Annotated in this window: 21 protein-coding genes; all 21 read right to left on the minus strand. The window is 38.2% G+C overall.

Annotated elements, in window-relative coordinates:
- Positions 1 to 216 precede the first annotated feature (216 nt).
- The 21 genes from ACFWDE_RS01445 to nuoD all read right to left on the minus strand — a co-directional run bounded on the left by ACFWDE_RS01445 (position 217) and on the right by nuoD (position 20,117).
- Positions 217 to 894: a CpsD/CapB family tyrosine-protein kinase gene (locus ACFWDE_RS01445; protein ID WP_377889559.1), complete on the minus strand. Its 678-nt coding sequence runs from the start codon at positions 892 to 894 to the stop codon at positions 217 to 219.
- A 369-nt stretch (positions 895 to 1,263) separates the two neighbouring features.
- On the minus strand, positions 1,264 to 1,698 hold the full coding sequence (fabZ, locus tag ACFWDE_RS01450) for a 3-hydroxyacyl-ACP dehydratase FabZ (protein ID WP_000931959.1): 435 nt from the start codon (positions 1,696 to 1,698) through the stop codon (positions 1,264 to 1,266).
- Between the two features lie 424 nt (positions 1,699 to 2,122).
- Entirely contained in the window at positions 2,123 to 3,124 is a 1,002-nt protein-coding gene (mreB, locus tag ACFWDE_RS01455) for a rod shape-determining protein (protein ID WP_002144762.1), read from the minus strand.
- Positions 3,125 to 3,285: 161 nt separating this feature from the next.
- Positions 3,286 to 3,558, minus strand: coding sequence for a sporulation transcriptional regulator SpoIIID (spoIIID, locus tag ACFWDE_RS01460; RefSeq protein ID WP_002089714.1), 273 nt, complete (start codon positions 3,556 to 3,558; stop codon positions 3,286 to 3,288).
- Between the two features lie 309 nt (positions 3,559 to 3,867).
- Positions 3,868 to 4,002, minus strand: coding sequence for a hypothetical protein (locus tag ACFWDE_RS01465; protein WP_002016211.1), 135 nt, complete (start codon positions 4,000 to 4,002; stop codon positions 3,868 to 3,870).
- A gap of 141 nt (positions 4,003 to 4,143) precedes the next feature.
- Positions 4,144 to 4,995: a stage II sporulation protein SpoIIQ gene (gene spoIIQ, locus ACFWDE_RS01470; protein WP_377889564.1), complete on the minus strand. Its 852-nt coding sequence runs from the start codon at positions 4,993 to 4,995 to the stop codon at positions 4,144 to 4,146.
- A gap of 160 nt (positions 4,996 to 5,155) precedes the next feature.
- Complete coding sequence (locus ACFWDE_RS01475) at positions 5,156 to 5,863, minus strand: ABC transporter permease (protein ID WP_265623143.1); 708 nt, start codon at positions 5,861 to 5,863, stop codon at positions 5,156 to 5,158.
- Entirely contained in the window at positions 5,863 to 6,705 is an 843-nt protein-coding gene (locus tag ACFWDE_RS01480; RefSeq protein WP_215597083.1) for an ABC transporter ATP-binding protein, read from the minus strand. The genes ACFWDE_RS01475 and ACFWDE_RS01480 overlap by 1 nt, the downstream gene beginning before the upstream one ends.
- A gap of 180 nt (positions 6,706 to 6,885) precedes the next feature.
- Entirely contained in the window at positions 6,886 to 7,884 is a 999-nt protein-coding gene (locus ACFWDE_RS01485) for a LytTR family transcriptional regulator DNA-binding domain-containing protein (RefSeq protein WP_377889567.1), read from the minus strand.
- Between the two features lie 103 nt (positions 7,885 to 7,987).
- Positions 7,988 to 9,007 (minus strand): stage II sporulation protein D, encoded by a 1,020-nt coding sequence (gene spoIID, locus ACFWDE_RS01490; RefSeq protein WP_377889569.1) that lies wholly within the window; start codon positions 9,005 to 9,007, stop codon positions 7,988 to 7,990.
- Positions 9,008 to 9,275: 268 nt separating this feature from the next.
- A complete protein-coding gene (murA, locus tag ACFWDE_RS01495; protein WP_002068497.1) occupies positions 9,276 to 10,580 on the minus strand; it encodes a UDP-N-acetylglucosamine 1-carboxyvinyltransferase in 1,305 nt (434 codons plus the stop codon).
- Between the two features lie 39 nt (positions 10,581 to 10,619).
- Positions 10,620 to 11,324 (minus strand): YwmB family TATA-box binding protein, encoded by a 705-nt coding sequence (locus tag ACFWDE_RS01500; protein ID WP_377889571.1) that lies wholly within the window; start codon positions 11,322 to 11,324, stop codon positions 10,620 to 10,622.
- 51 nt (positions 11,325 to 11,375) lie between these two features.
- Positions 11,376 to 11,612 carry a DUF1146 family protein gene (locus ACFWDE_RS01505; protein ID WP_002113021.1) on the minus strand — a complete coding sequence of 79 codons (237 nt, stop codon included), beginning with the start codon at positions 11,610 to 11,612 and terminating at the stop codon, positions 11,376 to 11,378.
- A 216-nt stretch (positions 11,613 to 11,828) separates the two neighbouring features.
- Complete coding sequence (gene nuoN, locus ACFWDE_RS01510) at positions 11,829 to 13,343, minus strand: NADH-quinone oxidoreductase subunit NuoN (protein WP_377889738.1); 1,515 nt, start codon at positions 13,341 to 13,343, stop codon at positions 11,829 to 11,831.
- Positions 13,344 to 13,350: 7 nt separating this feature from the next.
- Positions 13,351 to 14,853 carry an NADH-quinone oxidoreductase subunit M gene (locus tag ACFWDE_RS01515; protein ID WP_377889574.1) on the minus strand — a complete coding sequence of 501 codons (1,503 nt, stop codon included), beginning with the start codon at positions 14,851 to 14,853 and terminating at the stop codon, positions 13,351 to 13,353.
- Positions 14,850 to 16,712 (minus strand): NADH-quinone oxidoreductase subunit L, encoded by a 1,863-nt coding sequence (gene nuoL / locus ACFWDE_RS01520; protein ID WP_377889576.1) that lies wholly within the window; start codon positions 16,710 to 16,712, stop codon positions 14,850 to 14,852. Before nuoL ends, ACFWDE_RS01515 begins: the two co-directional genes overlap by 4 nt.
- Positions 16,713 to 16,741: 29 nt before the next feature.
- On the minus strand, positions 16,742 to 17,056 hold the full coding sequence (gene nuoK / locus ACFWDE_RS01525) for an NADH-quinone oxidoreductase subunit NuoK (protein ID WP_000100081.1): 315 nt from the start codon (positions 17,054 to 17,056) through the stop codon (positions 16,742 to 16,744).
- The gene (locus tag ACFWDE_RS01530; protein WP_377889578.1) at positions 17,053 to 17,574 is read right to left on the minus strand and encodes an NADH-quinone oxidoreductase subunit J; all 522 of its coding nucleotides are present in this window, start codon (positions 17,572 to 17,574) and stop codon (positions 17,053 to 17,055) included. The genes nuoK and ACFWDE_RS01530 overlap by 4 nt, the downstream gene beginning before the upstream one ends.
- Positions 17,571 to 17,990 carry an NADH-quinone oxidoreductase subunit NuoI gene (nuoI, locus tag ACFWDE_RS01535; RefSeq protein ID WP_000677191.1) on the minus strand — a complete coding sequence of 140 codons (420 nt, stop codon included), beginning with the start codon at positions 17,988 to 17,990 and terminating at the stop codon, positions 17,571 to 17,573. The genes ACFWDE_RS01530 and nuoI overlap by 4 nt, the downstream gene beginning before the upstream one ends.
- A gap of 25 nt (positions 17,991 to 18,015) precedes the next feature.
- Positions 18,016 to 19,017: an NADH-quinone oxidoreductase subunit NuoH gene (gene nuoH, locus ACFWDE_RS01540; protein ID WP_002144750.1), complete on the minus strand. Its 1,002-nt coding sequence runs from the start codon at positions 19,015 to 19,017 to the stop codon at positions 18,016 to 18,018.
- The gene (nuoD, locus tag ACFWDE_RS01545) at positions 19,017 to 20,117 is read right to left on the minus strand and encodes an NADH-quinone oxidoreductase subunit NuoD (protein ID WP_078179514.1); all 1,101 of its coding nucleotides are present in this window, start codon (positions 20,115 to 20,117) and stop codon (positions 19,017 to 19,019) included. Before nuoD ends, nuoH begins: the two co-directional genes overlap by 1 nt.
- Position 20,118: the final 1 nt, after the last annotated feature.

The raw sequence follows: 20,118 nt of genomic DNA on the forward strand, positions 1-20,118 counted from the left end.
TATAATCTTACATTTTTTTTATTTTAGTAATATCTATGTACGATTGCTATTTAAAAACATATATAATCTTACAAAATAATCTTAAATATGACAACACATTCCATCAAATTCCCAAATTTTTTATCATATCATGTTTTTTATACTGCGTAACTTGATAAATAATTTCCAGAAAACAATAAAAAGCCAACAAGTTATTTCTTGTTGGTTTTTTATATTTTAGTAATAACCATATTGCTCCTTTTCTTCTCTTTTATCATTTAACACAGCACCAAGTAGTTTACCTGACGCTTTGTCTAATATTTGTTTCGCTTTTACTATTTTATCTTTTTCTGTTTTTCCACTGCGCACGACAAGTACGATTCCATCACATTTGTTCGCAAGTATTTGGGCATCGGTAACCGCAAGGACAGGCGGTGTGTCGATTAAAATAATATCAAACATGTCATATGCTTCTAGCAACGCCTCGTCCATAGCCCGGCTCCCTAATAGTTCAGCTGGGTTTGGCGGTATAGGACCTGATGCCATTACATATACGTTCTCTATATCTGTTTTTTGAATGCATTGCATGAGTTTCGCTTGTCCTGATAATAAGTTCGTCAATCCATTTGAATTATGAACTGCAAATAAGTTTTGAATTGTCGGCTTACGTAAGTCCGCTCCAATTAACAATACTTTTTTCCCTTGTTGCCCAAAAACAACTGCTAGATTAGAAATAGTCGTTGTTTTCCCATCACCTGGATCTGCTGAAGTGACAATAATAGAACGAACATGACTATCTACAGATGTAAATTCAATGTTTGTACGGATGTTACGGTATTGTTCTGCAATACGTGATTTAGGCTCTTTATGTGTAATTAATTGTCTTAGTGGCTTTCTTTTTTTTTTCCCGAACATGTTATGATCTCCTCTTTTTCAAAATACGACATTTTCCCCTTTTTCTCTTTTATGCTCGATATGCTACGCCTATTTTTCATTTACTTCTACCGTTAAATTTCCCCATTACTTTCCTCTACAGTTCATCATAACGAATCATAATAACCTTTGTCCTATCTCATAACCTCTATAATGTGACAACGACATCTCTATTTTTGTCGCACTATCATTTATCTTAATTTCAAGATATTTACATCGCTATTATATACAAACTTCCATTCATTTACAAAAAAACTTTCTGATTACTTTGTATTTTTATATTTAGAACAAAAAATATAGGTAATTAAAAAAATCCTTCTGTAATATGCAGAAGGATTTTTAAATTACTCTCTATTCTTTTTTATCACCAATTGCAAATGTAATTTCAGCTTCACACGCAACTTCACCATCTACTGTTGCGATCGCTTTTCCTTTTCCAATCGGGCCACGTACGCGTGTCATTTCTACTTCTAGGCGAAGTTGATCACCTGGGCGTACTTGTTTTTTGAAGCGACAGTTGTCGATGCCTGCGAAGAAAGCAAGTCTCCCGCGGTTTTCTTCTTTCTTTAATACAGCAACTGCCCCAACTTGCGCTAACGCTTCTACAATTAATACACCAGGCATAACTGCATAGTCAGGAAAGTGTCCATTAAAGAACTCTTCATTTGCGGATACATTTTTAATTCCGACCGCTCTTTTCCCTTCATCTACTTCTAATATTTTATCAACAAGTAAAAATGGATAGCGGTGAGGAATGATTTCTTTAATTTGTTCTATATTTAGCATATAACAATCGCCCCTTTTGTAATATTGGTCTTACCACTTGGACATATTGTTATTATCCCATTTTGTTTATTATTTGTCATTATAAAGTGAAACTTTAGTCCGTTCAGCTTTATATATAAAAAAATGCACACACTCTATTCCATTAAAATAGTTGCACTTCCCAGCAACTGACACGGAGGTAGAAAAGAGTGTATGCCCAAATTAGGGAAAGGCAATATGTATTTGAACATTCTTTGCCTTAATGTCGTATTCCGAATCATTATATTACATACGTTTTCAAATAAGAAAACACTAAATTCAACTATATATATGAATATATAGCATTATTTCTTTATTTTTCTCTATTTTCCTTCCGTTTTCGTAAAAAATCAGAATTAAAAAAATCAAAAAAAGAACTAAGGTTTTCCCTTAGCTCTTTTTCACTTTATTTCAATGCACGACGTGGTAATTTATCGATATTCTCTAACATAACACCTGTACCAATAGCAACACATTGCATTGGGTTTTCAGCGATTAATACTGGTACCTTTAATTCTTCTGCTAGAAGCATGTCGATACCGTGTAATAAAGCTCCACCGCCTGTTAGAATAACACCGCGGTCGATAATGTCCGCAGATAGTTCTGGTGGTGTACGCTCTAGTACGCCTTTTGCAGCTTGTACAATGATAGCTGCGTCTTCTTTTAGTGCTTCTGTAATTTCTTCAGAGCATACTGTAATTGTACGTGGTAAACCTGTTACCATGTCACGTCCGCGAATTTCAAGCTCTTCACTGCGTGCACCTGGGAATACTGTACCAATTTTAATTTTAATATTTTCTGAAGTACGTTCTCCAATTAATAGCTTATACTTACGTTTAACGTAGTTTAAGATTTCCATATCAAACTTATCGCCAGCCATTTTGATAGAGGAAGAGGTAACAATATCACCCATAGAAAGTACGGCGATATCTGTTGTACCTCCACCAATATCAACAACCATGTTTCCGCTTGGTTGGAAGATTTCCATACCAGCACCAACTGCGGCTACTTTTGGTTCTTCTTCTAAAAATACTGTTTTACCACCTGAACGTTCAGCAGCCTCACGAATTGCTTTTTGCTCTACAGATGTGATATTTGTTGGACAGCAAATTAAAATGCGAGGTTTTGAAAAGAAGCTCTTCACGTCCAATTTGTTAATGAAATACTTTAACATTGCTTCTGTAATGTCGAAATCTGCGATTACACCATCTTTAAGTGGACGAATTGCCACAATATTACCAGGTGTACGTCCCACCATACTTCTTGCTTCTTCACCTACTGCTAATACTTTTCCACTATTACGATCAATTGCCACAACAGATGGCTCATTTAATACAATACCCTTACCTTTAACATGAATTAATACATTAGCCGTACCTAGGTCAATTCCGATATCTCGCGCAAACATTCCCGTCATTTCCTCCTCGATATTCAAAATCAGGTTATACCCGAATTCTTTTACACCTAATTTCTGATTTTATCATAAATTTAACAGGAACGTAATATTCGCAAAAAGAATTCTTCTGAAAAATATTACCGAATTCGCAAGGAATGTTTGCTATTTTAGATTTATTGGCGCACAGGGTTTTCTGTATCTTCTTTACGATACTTTTGCTTTGTTGCTTCTCCACCTCTTAAATGACGAATAGACTTATGATAATCAAGAATTTCTTTCACTTCATTTGCGAGCTCTGGATTAATTTCTGGTAGACGTTCTGTTAAATCTTTATGGACTGTACTCTTTGATACCCCAAACTCCTTTGCGATTACACGCACTGTCTTTCTTGTCTCCACGATATACTTGCCAATCTTGATAGTTCTCTCTTTGATGTAATCGTGCACACCACTCGCCTCCCTAAATTGGATGTGAGAAGTGTGAAATGAGACTCGCTGCATACGACTATGAAGTAAATGTGAGTGCTGTTTGTAAGCGTTAAACATTCTTGGATTTATAATGAAATGATTCACGATTTCTCACCTCAAACACTCTCTTTGCATTGGTTTATACCATTGTATTGCCCGCACTACTGATATATGCTACATGTTCACTATTTTTGCGGACTAAGTTAAGGAAAATTACATTTTTTTGTGAGAAATACGTTAACCATGACAATTATGGCGAAAAAAAGTGACACCTCTTTATAAAAGGTGTCACTCTTCTCTTTCATATTCTTCTTCTAACAACTGATGGTGGGGAACTTCTTTCTTACCGGCAATATAATAATATAAAGCGAATAAAACAAACAATAAAATGATAGCAATCGACAGAACAGATAAAAATGACACAGTATCCCCTCCCTTTTGTAATATATATTCGAGAATCTCGTCATTTTTCCTTGTTATTGCAACTTTTTTCTCGAAATTGATTATTTTTATATGAAAATAAAAAAATCAGCTCTCCTAATGAGAACTGATTTTTTTACTTTATTATTCTTGTGAAGAAGAACCGTTAGATGATTCTGTAGAACCATTCGTTGATTTCTCTTCTTTTTTAGACTTATCTTCTGTTTTACTTTCTGGTTTCGTGCTTGTTGACTTTTCTTCTTTTTGAGATTTGTCATCAGCCTTTTTACCAGAAGCATTTGTCGCCTTTGCAGCACCTGCATCAGCTTTAATTTCTGCTACTGATTTATTTAAATAACGCTCAGGGTTCACAGCCACATTGTCTTTACGTACTTCAAAGTGAACGTAAGAACCTGCCTCTTTATTCATTGCATTTAGACCTGATTTTCCTAACACTTCACCTTGCGCAACTCTTGCACCTTTTTCTACTTTCACATTGCCTAAGCTTTGATAAGATGCTGCTACACCATTTCCGCTATCTACCGTTACAACATAACCAAGAAGTGAATCTTTTTCAGCTTTCGTTACTGTACCACTTAAAGCAGCTGTAACATCAAATTCTTTTCCGTTTTTCGCAGCAATGTCGATTCCTTTATTCGGGGAATATGTGTTGTTATAAAAGACAAGTGCTTTTTCTTGTTCCGCCTCTGATGCTGCATCTTCATAGAATTTCTTCTGTACTACTACTTCTGCATTTACTGCAGCTGGCATTTTCACTACTTCTGAAGATTTTGTTACCGGTACTGCTGGATCTTCCGTTTGTGTATACGGTGTTGCTTGATCTTGGTTCGGAGCTTTCTTTGGATTAGCTCCCTGGAACCATAGCGCAACCATTAAGATTACCGCTGCACAAGCAATGTATAGTGCTGGAAACACCCATCTTTTTTGAAATAAATGTACTACCTTTTGTGACTTTTTACTATTTCTTCCTCGCATTCCATCATCACCTCAGCAATCATTTTGAACAATATTCACTCATCCTATACAACCTATAACTAATTACTTTTCGACAAATTCTGTAAAAATATGTATAAGAATTGCAAAATTTCCGAGGAAATGATGAAAAAAGAAAAAACTGAGCGTTTGAGCTCAGTTTTTAGTCCATTTGTTTCTTTTTATAAACGATAATACAAAGAATAATAGAAAGTACGCACCAAATTATTATATTTATTAAATCACCACTAACAGTTGATAATCCCTTTCCGTTCATTAGCTTCGGCATTGCATCCGCAAGGTGTTTCGTTGGAAGAAAATCAATCATTTTTTTTACAAAATCATTTTTTAAAAAACTTCCTAATATTGGAGCTAGAAGGAAAATAAATAAGATTGGCATACCTACTACTGATGTTGATGCTATTGTTTTAGCTATTAATCCAATCGCCGTACCTAGCATAAGAAAGAAAAATATACTAATAAGTAAAAATAGAACTATTAATGTAATATTCCCCTTTACCACACCTAAAATCGCGAAGTTACTAAAACAAATTGCAAATGTAATAAGACCTGTTAATGCGCTTTTTCCTAGTAACACTTCTAACGATGATGCTGGTGATAACATCAGCACACGTAGGGTATGCTTCTCTTTTTCTTCCGCAATTAAAGCCGCTTGAACAAAGCTTCCTACCATTGTTAAAGCCATTAAAGTTACCATATTAGATATTTCATCTTTCGGTCCATCCATCTGTCCATAAACAAAAGCAAATATAATTGGAAGTATTGCCATTACAAGTACAGATGCATTTGCTTTAATATCCTGTACCTCTTTCCGAAAAATAGCTGAAAATCGTCTCATTGAAAATGTCATTATAGTCCCCTCCCAGTAACTTCAATAAAGATATCGCCTAACGTTGGCTCGTGTGAATGAATAGATAGTAATTCGCCTTTTTTCATCCATTCTGAAATGCGTTTTGCTCCTAATTCATCTTTTTGTACCGTTTCTTTTTGTTTATCTTTTAACACAACTTGTATTTGATCTTTCGCGTATTTTAATCGCAAGTTTTCTGGTGTATCAAGTGCTACAATTTCTCCCCCGCACAGAAAGGCAATGCGGTTACAAAGCGTTTCTGCTTCCTCCATGTTGTGCGTTGTTAAGAAAATGGTTGTTCCTTCTTTGTTTAAGTCTTTTAAGATTTTATGAATGTTTTGCACGTTTACTGGATCAAGTGCGGATGTTGGTTCATCTAAGAAGAGGATATCTGGTTTATGAAGAATTGCCCTTGCCAATGTGACGCGCTGCTTCATTCCTTTTGATAGTTTCTTTACTGGCGTTTTTTTATCATCTAATAAGTTTACTTGTGCTAGTACTTCATCAATTCGTTCTTTTTTGCAATCGTATAAGTCACAAAATAATAGTAAGTTATCATAAATGCTAAGTCTTTCATATAAGCCGCTATTGTCTGTTAAAATACCGATTCGTTTGTAATCGATGCTACTTGGTCCTGTAATGTCTTTACCTAATACTCTTACAGTTCCAACACTATGAAGCAATTGAGAAGTTAAAATTTTCACTGTTGTCGTTTTCCCGGATCCACTCGGTCCGAGGAATCCAAAGATTTCTCCTTGTTTCACCTCAATATTTACATTTCGAAGGGCCGTTTTTCCATCGAAACTTTTCATTACATCTTTCATTTCAATTGCCAATGTCATTTCGTCATCCCCTTTGTTTTTCTTTTTATAGATGAAAGTCGCTTTAGCTCTTTTCGTTTGTTTGTTTCGCTTTTCTTGACTCAATCATATGAAAAACAAAGGGTAGGCGCAGTAAAATACCGGTAAAAGGAGTATTTTTACCGGTGAATGAATCCTATTTTGAGCTTATTGAAGCGTTTTTCATAGCCCAATTACACCTTTTAATTCATCCATTCGTCCTTTCGAAAGCGGAATGGAGCTTTTCCGTTCGTCATCCAAAATTAAACTAAAACTATTACGTGTCCACGTAATAACTTCTCGTACTCTTTGTAAGTTAACGAGGTACGAGCGATGGCATCTGAAGAACCCGAATCCTGTTAATCTCGCTTCTAGTTCACTTAATGTTAATGCACATACGAAATCTCCTTCACGCACATGAATATGTGTCACTCCATTTTGTGTTTCAATGAAATGAATTTCCATCGGATCCAGTAAAATGATTTTATCGTTCACTTTCGCTGGAATTCTTTCAAGTTTCATTTGCGGAATCATTTGAACTACTTTTTCTTCATCTACTTCTTCTTGCTCTATTTCTATCTTTTTCACACCATCGTTGTTTAATATGTATACATCTTCTGTCAGCGAAAGGGCATCTGATAAAAAGGAGGACGTAATAAAGATTGCCTTTCCTTGTTCTTTCATTTTCATAATCGATTTTCGAATAATAATCGTACTCTCTGTATCTACATTTTGCTCTGGCTCTTCTAAAATGACTAAATCCGGATTGTGAATCATAATCCTCCCAATATGAAGGCGCCGTTTCTCTGAAAATGACAATTTTTCTATTTTCACGTTTAGCTTATCTAGGAGACCGACATATTGTACTACTTCTTCCATACTCATATTGAATTCATACAGACCTAACAAAAACTTGAAGTACTCCTTCACCTTCAAACGGTCGTATGCTTCATCTTTCAAAAAACAAAAACCGATGCGTGAATATACTTTCTTTCCAATCGGCTCCCCTTCAAATAACACACTGCCCGAAGAAGCCTCTTCTTCTCCGATAATAATGCGATGCAACACTTTAGCTGTATGATTATTGCATTGCAAAACAACACATTGTCCTTTTTCAACCTCCAGTTCAACTGCCGATAACTGATTCGTCTTCCCTAATTGTTTCAACTCCAATAACGCCATTCTGTCTCCCCCAAATGTTTTTTAGTTCATTATACCAAACAAATAATGGGAAATTATGATATTTTAAACAAAAAAGAAGTAGGTATCAGGAAACCCCTGACACCTACTTCTTCACCATCAATTTTCCTTCATAATCGTTCATCGTCTTTATTTCAACGCCTTTATAGTAATGAGCGACTATCTCTGTATATTTCTTACCTTCCCCTGCCATACCATTCGCACCGTACTGGCTCATACCAACGCCGTGGCCGAAACCTTTCGTCTTAACGACGATGTTATCCCCTTCTTGTTTCCACGTAAAGTCTGAGGAGCGTAAATCTAACTTTTCACGAACTTGTTTTCCTGTTAATGTTTTTCCTTGAAAGGCTACATCCTTTACTCGCTTTCCTTCCGTAAGGTCTTTAATATTACCGACCTTTCCGTCCGCAAGTATTTTCACACCGAGACGTTTTTGAAAATCAGCTACTGTGAATTTTTGCTCACTCGTAAATTTTGGAGAGGCTTGATCCCACGGACTATCTACACTCTTTAAGTACGGATAATCATTTCCCCAATAATCAGCTGCATTTTCTGTTCGGCCGTTACTCGTTGAGAAGAAGGATGCTGAAATTGGTTTTCCATCATACGTTAAAACTTGTCCTGCGGTTTTCGAAACGGCTTCCTCAATTTTCTTTAAATTACTTTCGTAATTATTACCCCATTGTTTCTTCAATTCCTCTTTGCTTTTGTACACTTGATCTTTCACCGTATCTGTCACGTCCGCATTGTTTTTCTTACCACCGCTTAGCATGCGCTGCACTACAAATGTTCTTGCTGCTAATGCCTGCGCCTTTAGCGCCTCTATTTCAAAGCTGGCATTCATCTCAGAAGCTACTACACCGGCCACATACTCCTCCATAGGCAATGTTTCTACCTTCTTCTGCTGATCACGGTATACAGCAACTTGAACCGCTGTATCCACTTTCCCTGGAGCTGGTATACTTTCTATCGCTGGAGGAGTTTTAGAAGCTGCTTCTTCCCCTACTTTTGCTTTCGCAAACGGAATAACAAGAGCAGCAGGTACAATGATAACGAGCGCTATTAGGAGCGCTACTGTAATGAAAAGTGGCTTTGAAAATTTCATCCTATTCCCCCAATATAAAGTTGGATTCCTTTCATTCTTATGGAACTACGGGATTTTTTAGAACATACTTGGGGGTATCGATATAAAGTGAAATTTAAATGAGGTGGAGTTTTGAGGTGGGAGTCTTACTGAACGCAAATAGCGGGGTAAATAGGAAATTTTCTAAATATTTTTACTGAGACGTGCATAAGTATAGAATTTATTGACTATAACAGTAATAACCCAAAAAAAATAGCCTCTACGTCAAAAGACATAGAGACCATCTTAATTAAGCGTGAAGATCAGAAACTTCTTGTTCTTTCACTTCTTCTACTTTTTCGTTTACACGTTCAATAGTTGCACCTAATGCAGCTAATTTCTTATGGAAATCTACATAACCACGGTCAAGATGTTTTAACTCTGTTACACGAGTATAACCTTCTGATACTAAACCAGCTAAAATTAATGCTGCTGCAGCACGCAAATCAGTTGCGCCTACTTCAGCACCTTGCAAGCTACTTGGACCGTTCATAATTACAGAACGACCTTCGATTTTAATATCAGCATTCATACGACGGAATTCTTCAACGTGCATAAAGCGGTTTTCGAATACCGTTTCTGTAATCATACTTGTTCCATCAGCATGTAGTAATAATGCCATCATTTGTGATTGCATGTCTGTTGGGAAACCTGGATGAGGCATAGTTTTAATATCAACCGCTTTTAACTTATCTGGGCCGATAACACGTACACCTTCATTTTCCTCAATAATTTTAACACCCATTTCTTCCATTTTCGCTGTAATTGAGCGTAAATGTTCAGGCACAGCATTTTCAATTAAGATGTCTCCACCTGTAATTGCCGCTGCAACCATGAATGTTCCTGCTTCAATACGGTCAGGAATAATAGGGTGGTTTGCACCATATAATTTTTCAACGCCTTCAATACGAATCGTTCCAGTTCCAGCTCCGCGTACTTTCGCTCCCATTGCATTTAAGAAGTTAGCTAGGTCAACGATTTCTGGCTCTTTCGCTGCGTTTTCAAGGACTGTTGTCCCTTTTGCTAATGTAGCTGCAGACATAATGTTTTCTGTCGCGCCTACGCTTGGGAAGTCTAAATAAATTTTAGCTCCTTTTAGTTCGCCCTCTACGTGTGCCTCAACAAATCCGTTACCAACTTTTACTTTCGCTCCCATTGCTTCGAAGCCTTTTAAATGTTGGTCAATTGGACGTGAACCAATTGCACATCCACCAGGAAGTGCAATACGAGCACGACCATTACGTGCTAATAATGGTCCCATTACTTGAACAGATGCACGCATCTTACGTACATACTCAAATGGTGCTTCAATGTTTAATTCTTTAGAAGAATCGATTGTTACTTGGTTATTTTCAAATACGACTTCAGCATTTAAATGACGTAATACCTCGTTGATTGTGTATACATCAGATAATACTGGTACTTCAGATAGTACATTCTTTCCGTCACTCGCTAATAGGGCTGCAGCGATTATAGGTAATACAGCATTTTTTGCGCCCTCAACACGCACTGTGCCGCTTAACCGCTTTCCGCCACGGACGATGATCTTTTCCAAATTATTCCCCTCCGTGTCCTTTTTTCAGTATCTATTCACTCAATACTCAGAAGTTATGATCGGTGTGCCAACCACAATTGTATCTTTGTTGTTTGTAGAACGTATTGCTATTTGCACATTTATTTTCTCTCTATTTGTTGAAAGAGCGTCATTCCACTTTTTATTATATGCGGAGACTGATACAAATGCTCTTTCTTCTATCTGCTCGATCGCTCTTGCTGAAAGATCTTTCAAAACCTGATTGGTTTTATTTTGCAAAACACCTTCAATCTTATCATTCAGTACACCTTGAACACAAGTGTAAATTATAGGTTTTTCACTAAAAATTTTATCTATGTTCTGAACGTACTTCGGGTCCCATTTCGCCCCGCTCACTTCAAAAATAATAAAAGTGTTTTCTTTAGTATTTTCCTTACTCCAAGTTACTACTATTCGTTCTTCATGTGAAGAAGATTTTTTATAGGATGTAGCCTTATATCCATCTGGAGATTGTTCTAATTCCCACTCTTGGATATTTGCCTTTTCCTTCACATCGTTTAACAATTTTTGAAACGTATGTATATTAGAAATTGTTTTCGTTTCTCGCGCTAACCATGACCACCGCTCTACTTTTGCATCGTTCTTCTCTAAAGCTACAATCATGCTCTCCATTTTCTGTTCATCGCTTATAGGTTTCATCTCTTTATATCCAACCAAAAATAAAACAACACTTACGATAACAATAAGAATGGCTTTAAACTTCAATTTCATCCCCTCCTATCCCCATTGTTAACGGAGATATGAGGTTCTATACACTTACTTTACTAAATACGTTAAACTCTTTGAATAGCCTAAATAATCAAGGAAAAAGTTACTTACAGATGTCCCAATTGTAATTGTAATTAGGATGAGTAATACTCTCGTCTGCATCACTTTCCCAGACTTCATTAAGCGCTCAATGTGAATACCTTGTAAGGCCCACCACGTAATGGTAATAAATAATAAATGCGAAACAATGGCAATCAGTGCTTGTTGCCCTAAAAGATGTGCCAAAAAATCGACCCCTTTTTTTTGCTTGGCTACTACTTACGCAAAATGTAAAAAACGATACCATAAATAAGTAGAAGCCACACTTTTTCACACGCAAATAAGCATCTTACATTTTAAATCGTAATTTTCTGTTAAAAAACATATACCTATAGGTGTTTTCATTTGCTATTACTCCAAAATAAAAAGCGTAGAGTACGGACTCTACACCTTTTATTTTTACTATTGTACCACGTTACCTAAGAAGAAGAAATCTTTCATTAATGGAAAATATTCATAGAAGAAATTGTAACCAATCATCGGCATAATCCCTAGTATTACAATCGAAATTGCACAAAGACTCATGACAATCTTTATATTTAACGGTAACTGAATTTTCTCGTCTGTCTCTCCAGTACGGAAAAACATTTGCTGTAATATTTGGAAATAATATATGAATGAAATAACTGTTGTCCCCATCATAATTGAAGCTAATACGTAATGAGCAGGTTCAACATGAAGTGCCCCTAAAAAGATGTTAATTTTTCCGATGAAACCTGCTGTCCCAGGTATCCCAGCTAACGATAAAATAAAGACCGTCATCACTATAGCTGTAAAGGGGGATCGCTTATATAACCCTGCAAAAATCGTCATATTTTCCTTATCATTTTGTAAGATTAATCCGTGGATGATTGCAAATGCTCCTATATTCATAAGCATATATGCAAGCATATAAAACCACATACTATCCATCGTAAACTGTGATAGCGCTACAAGGGGAACTAGCAAATACCCAGCATGCGCGATACCTGAGTAGGCAAATAGACGTTTTACGTTGTATTGCTTTAATGCTACTACATTCCCAACAATCATCGTAATACTAGCTAGTACAGCAATGTATATACTCATACGCCCGTACAAAGATTGTGCGTCTCCTTGGATTGCCACGCCTGCAAACACCATAAGAAACAAACGCGTAATGAGTAGAAATCCAGCAACTTTAGAAATCGTTCCGAGGAAAGCTGTGACAGGTGTAGCGGCTCCCTCATATACATCTGGTGCCCACATATGAAATGGCACTGTTGCAATTTTGAATGAGAGTCCAACGAGCAAAAGTAGAAATGCGAGAGCTAGCAATAATTGAATGCCACCAGCCAACTCCCCGGTAAATACCCTTTGCATTTCCACTATGTTGGTCGATCCTGTAATACCGTATAAATAACTCATTCCAAAGAGTGTAATTGCTGTTCCAATTCCTCCGTTAATGACATATTTCATTGCAGCCTCATTCGATGCGCGGTTTCTTTTTCGGATTCCTACTAAAATATAGGAAGAAAGCGAAAGCAACTCTAAACCTACAAATAGTGTAATGAAATCAACACTTGAAGCCATGAACATCGCTCCAAGGAGCGCCATTAAAATTAAATAATAATATTCTCCCTTATCTTGAATAGGCTCCTTCTCATCATCGCTCATTGCCATACATAAAATGAGAGCTGCTCCGCCTAATAACAACGTTTTAAATCCTTTTGAAAATCCATCTAGCACAAACGATCCATTTAAAATATCTCCTGCCGGTTCGCTGTATAGCGTAATTAATGACACTATCGCTAACAAGACAGCGGCAATTGCACCAATCGCAACGTATCTATGGTTCAGCTTAAAAAACAAATCACACACGGAAAGAAGGATGGCTGCCCCGAGAATAATGAATTCTGGTACCATGAGATGCCATGATAAGCTAAGTAATGTGTTCATATCCATCCTACTTCACCCCCAATGTTTTCAATGTAGTTTGAAGCGGATCCCCTAGTAGTTCTGGCATTACGCCAATTGCAATAATACAAACGATAAGCACTATAACAGGAACGTACTCCCATCCGTGTATATCAGATTTCACTTCCCATTCTTTCTTACCAAATGTCACTTGAAGTGTCGCTCTTAATACGTATACAGCGGTCAAAATAATTCCAAGTACACCCGCGGCAGAGATAACCGGTTTTCCTTGGAATAAACCGAGAAAGGCAAGGAATTCGCTAATAAATCCAGACATCCCTGGCATTCCAAGCGATGCCATACCGCCCGCTAGGAAGAAACCGCTAAGCACAGGAACACTTTTTGCGAGTCCACCAAGTGCTGTAATATCCGAAGTCCCGAAACGCTCTTCAATAATGCCAAGCAAGAAGAAGAGTAAGGCCGCAATTAAACCGTGAGACACAACTTGGAACAGCGCCCCTTGTGTACCTGGTGCATTTAACGCCGCAAGACCCATTAATACAATGCCCATATGCGAAATACTAGAGTAAGCAAGTACCTTTCTAAAGTCCGTTTGGATGAGTGCTAGAAAGGCCCCATACAATAAATTAATTACCCCTAAAATCGCGATTAGCGTTGCAAACTCACGAAAATATTCTGGGAATAATCCTTTCCCGAAGCGAACAATACCGTACGCACCAATCTTCAGCAAAATCCCCGCATGAAGCATAACTACAGCAGGATGCGCTTCTATGTGTACATTGACCATCCAGCGATGCAAAGGGAAAACAGGGAGTTTAATCGCAAAAGCAATCATTATGGCAAGAAACAAGCCGAACTGTAAGCTACTTGAGACGGCCATTCCCCCCCCAGCACCTACACTCGTTAATATTTCTTTAAGCTCCGCAATATTTGTCGTACCTGTTTTCGCAAATAAAACCGAGAAAACGATAAGTAAAATAGCTGATCCAATACCGTTATATATTAAATAACTATATGCAGCCTTTTCACTCGACAATTTCCCCCACTTACCAATTAATAAAAACATTGGCGGCAACGTAATTTCAAAGAAGATGAAGAACAGCATTAAATTTTGAGCAGCGAAGACACCGAGCATCCCTATTTCTAACATGAGTAACAGCATGTAGAATGCTTTCAAATTTCTTTTAATAGAAAATGCCGCAATAGCTGCAAGCATCGCTAGAAGGGCTGTGAGCACCATCATTACAAGCGATAAACCATCAATACCAAGCTCGTAATAAATTGAAAACCACCTTTTGTCCACTGCTGTGAAATCCCCAAATTTAATCCATTTCACTTTTTCATCAAATATCGATAAACTCTTTCCTGAAGCGTATGTACAAGCGAGGACGATAGCAATTCCAAATGGAAGCGCCGTTCCGAATAAACCAAGCGCCTGCACTGTACGCGATTCTCGTTTCGGCGTTAATAAAAGCAAGAGAATTCCTAAAAGTGGGGAAAAAATGAAGAACGTTAATAGCAATCCATTCATCGTAAATCCCCTCCCGTATATAACAAAATAATCACGAGTACCGCGAGTGAAACTGCTGTTACAGTTCCGTACACTTGTACATTCCCGTTTTGAAGCCGTGATCCTAGGCCACTCATAACTTTAACGAATCCAGTAATTAAAACTGCGATTCCTTCTACAACGTATACTTCAAATAAGCGAAGCACATGAGCGATTCCTTTCGTAATAGGAAGCACCGTCACATTGTATAGTTCATCCACATAATATTTTTCTTTCAAAAGGTTATAAAGAGGCGTCCCTTCTCCGCCAGCCCAATCTCTAGAGATAGATTTCTTACCATATATGAAATATGCGAGAGCAATTCCAGCGAATGAAACGAGCGTCGCAACAACCATAATCCAAACAGGTCCATGCACTTCCTTCACCTTGAATCCTATATCCTTCGTCAGCCAATCCCCAAGAAACGTCCCGAACCACGGTGTATTTATATAGCCTGCCACTACCGCAAGAACACCAAGGACAATCATCGGATACGTCATGGTGCGAGGCGATTCATGCACCTCTTCCTTCGTCTTCGTTTCCCCTGTAAAGACAAGAAAGTATAGACGGAACATATAAAATGCTGTTAGAAATGCCGCAATTACTGCTAAAACGAATAGAAAGTAATTGCCATTCATCCAAGCCGCCGCTAAAATTTCATCTTTACTAAAAAATCCGGAAAGAAGAGGAACACCACTAATTGCAAGTGTGCCTATTAAAAATAGTGTACCGGTTACTTTCATCTTTTTCTGTAAACCGCCCATTTTATTAATGTTTTGCGTATGGACTGCATGAATTACACTTCCTGCTGCCAGAAACAATAATGCTTTAAAAAAGGCATGTGTCGTTAAGTGAAAGATACCAGCTACATAACCAGCAGAGCCTAGCGCAAGCATCATATACCCGAGCTGACTAACTGTAGAATAAGCAAGAACCCTCTTAATATCTGTTTGCACTAGACCAATAGAGGCCGCAAAGATTGCGGTGAAAGCCCCAACGATTGCCACAGTTTGCATCGCTACCGCACTTGCTGAAAATAGCGGAAACATCGTCGCTACTAAATATACGCCGGCTGCAACCATCGTTGCCGCGTGAATAAGCGCCGAAACAGGCGTCGGTCCTTCCATTGCATCTGGCAACCATGTATGAAGCGGGAACTGACCTGATTTCCCCATCGCACCGATAAAAATTAATATCGCCGTTATTGTAATCATAGAAGGAGAGAGGTCGCCCGTATGAATCGCTTTAAAAATCGCGTCATATTCAAAACTACCTGCGTGCCAAAAAATTAAAATCATCCCAACAAATAGCCCAACATCCCCAATGCGTGTCATAATAAAAGCCTTTTTCGCAGCAGCCTTCGCTTCTTCTTTAAAGAAATAAAAACCGATAAGTAAAAACGAACCAAGGCCGACTAACTCCCAAAATATATAAAGCTGTAATAAATTCGTCGATATAACTAGCCCAAGCATCGCAAATGTAAAGAGCCCTAAATATGCATAAAAGGTTGATAATCTGGTGTCACCTTTCATATAACCTTTTGAGTACACATGTACAAGAAAACTCACAAGCGTAACGATAAACAACATTAAAGCTCCTAATGCGGTAACTTCAAAACCAAATGATATATCTATATCTCCTACCCTAAGCCATACCCACTTATGCTTCACTGCCTCGGATGAAAACCGTTCTATTAGTACCACTACCGCGGATATAAAGGAGAGAAAGGTAAAGAAAATACCTAGTACACTACTTCCCTCTCTAATTTTCTTCCCGAACACAATAAGTAACAAAAATGAAACAAGCGGGAAAAGCGGTATGAGCCATGCATAATCAATCATTGTTTCCTTCCCCCTTTTCGGTCACAATGCTATCCTTTGAGCGTATCCATCTCATCTACATGAACTGTCGGGCGATTACGGTACAAAGCAATCAAAATTGCAAGACCTACCGCTGCCTCCGCTGCCGCTACAGACATCGTAAACAGCGAAAAAATTTGTCCTGTTAAATTCGGAAACAAGCCTAATTTACTAAACGCTACTAAATTTAAATTGGCGGCGTTTAGCATCAATTCGATACAAACTAATACAATTACTGTATTTCGCTTTGTTAAAGCTCCAAATAAGCCGATGCAAAACAAAATAATCGCAAGTGTTAAATACGCAGAAGCTGGAACGCTACTCATGGGGAATCCTCCTCTCCCTCATCCTTCTTCGCAAGGATAATCGCTCCTACAAGTGCTACAAGTAAAAGAACTGAGGTTAACTCAAATGGAATAATATATTTTGAATAGAGAAGTGTACCGATTTGAAGTGTGTTGTTTTCATGGAGAGGTAAACTTCCTTGTGTGCTTTGATTTGAAAAATCGATACTATTAACAGCGAAATACATAACTGCTCCAAATGTTACAACCGCAAAGAAGATAATCCATTTTCGAAGAGTAAGGCGCGATTCATTTTCCGCGTTATGTTTCGTTAACATAATGCCAAAAATCATAATAATGGTGATCGCACCAGAGTAAAGTAAAATTTGTGCAACTCCGATAAATTCGGCCGATAAGAGAAAATACAAACCCGCAATACTAAGGAATGTAAGCACAAGAGCCAGCATCATATGCATTACTTTCGTTAAGTTCAGCATAAGAACGCCGCCGATAATCGCAGACAAGGATAATATAAAGAAAGCTACAAACTCGCCATTCATGCTTTATTCTCCTTCCTGACGTTCTCGTCGTTCTCGTCAAGCCACTGCAAATTTTTAAATAAATCATCACGTGAATACTCTGCGAGTTCAAAGTTATTTGTCATTACAATCGCCTCTGTCGGGCAAACTTCTGTACATAAATCGCAAAGAATACAAATTTCAAAATTAATATCATACGTGTCGATGATTTTTCCTTTTTTTGTAGGATCAGGATGTTTTTTTCCTGTTAATTGAATGCAATCTGTCGGACAAATGTTGGAACACTGATTACAAACAATACATTTCTCTGGATAAAACTTTTGAATACCTCGAAAGCGGTCTGGTAATGGCAACGGTTGATTTGGATAATCATACGTCACCTTTTTCTTACTCAAATTACTAAGCGTATATTTTAACCCTTTAAATAGTCCTTTCATCTCTTGCTGGCACCCCCTTCATAGATTAGAAGAATAGCTCCTTAATCAATGCCGTTAAGAAAATATTTGCAAGTGCGATTGGTAATAATACTTTCCATCCAAACTCCATTAACTGGTCACCTCTTATACGTGGGAACGTAACGCGGAACCAAATCAATAGAAAGACCACACTGCTAAATTTCAAAGCAAACCATACGGCTCCTGGAATAAATCCAAGGAACATAACTGGATTCCATCCGCCTAAAAAGAGTACTGTAATTAAAGATGCCATTCCGAAGAAATATACATACTCTGAAAGCATGAAAAACGCCCAGCGAAACCCTGAGTATTCCGTATGGTATCCTGAAACAAGTTCTGACTCCGCTTCGGGTAAATCAAACGGCGTCCTATTTAACTCTGCAACTGCCGCGATTAAGAAAATGACAAAACCGATTGGCTGTGCGAAAATGTACCATACCTTCTCCTGCGCCGCTACAATTTCATTCAAGTTAAGACTACCAGCTAACAAAACGACACCAATTACACTCATCACAAGTGGAATCTCATAAGAAATCATTTGTGCCGCCGCTCGCATCCCTCCTAAAAGGGAATATTTATTATTTGATGCCCATCCCCCAGTTACGACGCCGATCGTCGTAATCCCAGAAACAGCAATGTAATACAGTAACCCTACGCCAATATCCGCGAACTGAAATTTATCGGTAAACGGGATAACCGCAAGCACCATAAATGCTGGTGCAAATGCAATAACAGGTGCTAATATAAACAACGGTTTATCAGCAGCTTTCGGAATGCTATCTTCTTTTAATAATAGTTTCAAAACATCAGCTACCGTTTGGAGTAAACCGAACCGGCCCCCAACTTGGTTTGGCCCAATCCGTCCTTGCATAAATCCCATCACTTTCCGTTCTGCCAAAATACCGTATGTAACGAAGCCAAGGACTGCAAATAATAGAAGCACCGCTAACCCGAAAAAAATGAAGAAATTCGTCCAGCTTGAAGGTGATTGTAAGAGCGTCTCAATCATTAGCCGTCAACCTCCCCAAGTACAATATCAACCCCACCTAAAATCGTAATTAAATTGGCGATATTTTCACCTTTCAATAATTTCGGTAAGATTTGCAAATTATAAAAAGACGGTCTGCGAAATTTCAAGCGGTACGGCTCTTTCTTTCCATCACTAGCAATATAACAACCAATCTCTCCCCGCGGTGACTCTATACGGACGAACGCTTCTCCCTTAGGTGCTTTAATAATTTTCGGGACTTTCGCCAGCACAGCGCCGTCTTTCGGGAACTGCTCGGCTGCTTGCTCAATAATTTTCAATGACTCCTCAATTTCCTCCATCCGGCAAACGTAACGATCCCAAGCATCTCCCGTGCTCCCAACAGGAACATCAAAGTCAAAACGATCGTAAATAGAATACGGCTCATCTTTACGAAGATCCCAGTTTACCCCCGTGCACCGTAAATTCGCTCCGCTTAAAGAATATGAAATTGCCTCTTCGGCGTTATATACGCCAACGCCCTTCACACGATTTAAGAAAATTTCATTCCCGCTAACGAGGTCGTGGTAACCTGCCAATTGCTCTCTCATATACGGAACAAACTCTTTCACCTTTTCAATCCAACCGTCTGGCGCATCCCACTTCACGCCGCCGACTCTCATATAGTTGAAAGTAAGCCTTGCACCGCACAATTCACTTAATAAATTTATAATCATCTCTCGTTCACGAAAGGCATATAAAAATGGACTAACCGCTCCTATATCAAGCAAGTTCGTTCCCCACCAGACGAGATGGCTCGCAACTCTCCCAAGCTCCATCGCAAGCACCCGTAAATATTCAGCACGCTCTGGAATCTCAAGATCCATCATCGTCTCTACAGCATGGCAAAGGACGTAATTATTCGTCATCGCTGATAGATAGTCCATTCGATCTGTATACGGGATAATTTGCGTATATTGTAAGCTCTCAGCGATCTTTTCTGTTCCGCGATGCAAATATCCGATAACCGGTGTAGCCTCTTTAATAATTTCCCCGTCAATCTTAATTACAAGCCGAAACACACCATGTGTACTCGGGTGCTGCGGTCCTACATTTAAGAGCATCTCTTCCGTACGGATCACA

This window comes from Bacillus sp. NPDC060175 (genome assembly GCF_042728695.1).
Classification (GTDB): Bacteria; Bacillota; Bacilli; order Bacillales; family Bacillaceae_G; genus Bacillus_A.

Excerpts from the sequence above, each read along its gene's own strand:
- ACFWDE_RS01445 (WP_377889559.1), bottom strand. The coding sequence starts at position 894 with ATGTTCGGGAAAAAAAAAAGAAAGCCACTAAGACAATTAATTACACAT.
- fabZ (WP_000931959.1), bottom strand. The coding sequence starts at position 1,698 with ATGCTAAATATAGAACAAATTAAAGAAATCATTCCTCACCGCTATCCA.
- mreB (WP_002144762.1), bottom strand. The coding sequence starts at position 3,124 with ATGTTTGCGCGAGATATCGGAATTGACCTAGGTACGGCTAATGTATTA.
- spoIIQ (WP_377889564.1), bottom strand. The coding sequence starts at position 4,995 with ATGCGAGGAAGAAATAGTAAAAAGTCACAAAAGGTAGTACATTTATTT.
- ACFWDE_RS01475 (WP_265623143.1), bottom strand. The coding sequence starts at position 5,863 with ATGACATTTTCAATGAGACGATTTTCAGCTATTTTTCGGAAAGAGGTA.
- ACFWDE_RS01480 (WP_215597083.1), bottom strand. The coding sequence starts at position 6,705 with ATGACATTGGCAATTGAAATGAAAGATGTAATGAAAAGTTTCGATGGA.
- ACFWDE_RS01485 (WP_377889567.1), bottom strand. The coding sequence starts at position 7,884 with ATGGCGTTATTGGAGTTGAAACAATTAGGGAAGACGAATCAGTTATCG.
- spoIID (WP_377889569.1), bottom strand. The coding sequence starts at position 9,007 with ATGAAATTTTCAAAGCCACTTTTCATTACAGTAGCGCTCCTAATAGCG.
- nuoN (WP_377889738.1), bottom strand. The coding sequence starts at position 13,343 with ATGAACACATTACTTAGCTTATCATGGCATCTCATGGTACCAGAATTC.
- ACFWDE_RS01515 (WP_377889574.1), bottom strand. The coding sequence starts at position 14,853 with ATGAATGGATTGCTATTAACGTTCTTCATTTTTTCCCCACTTTTAGGA.
- nuoL (WP_377889576.1), bottom strand. The coding sequence starts at position 16,712 with ATGATTGATTATGCATGGCTCATACCGCTTTTCCCGCTTGTTTCATTT.
- nuoK (WP_000100081.1), bottom strand. The coding sequence starts at position 17,056 with ATGAGTAGCGTTCCAGCTTCTGCGTATTTAACACTTGCGATTATTTTG.
- ACFWDE_RS01530 (WP_377889578.1), bottom strand. The coding sequence starts at position 17,574 with ATGAATGGCGAGTTTGTAGCTTTCTTTATATTATCCTTGTCTGCGATT.
- nuoI (WP_000677191.1), bottom strand. The coding sequence starts at position 17,990 with ATGAAAGGACTATTTAAAGGGTTAAAATATACGCTTAGTAATTTGAGT.
- nuoH (WP_002144750.1), bottom strand. The coding sequence starts at position 19,017 with ATGATTGAGACGCTCTTACAATCACCTTCAAGCTGGACGAATTTCTTC.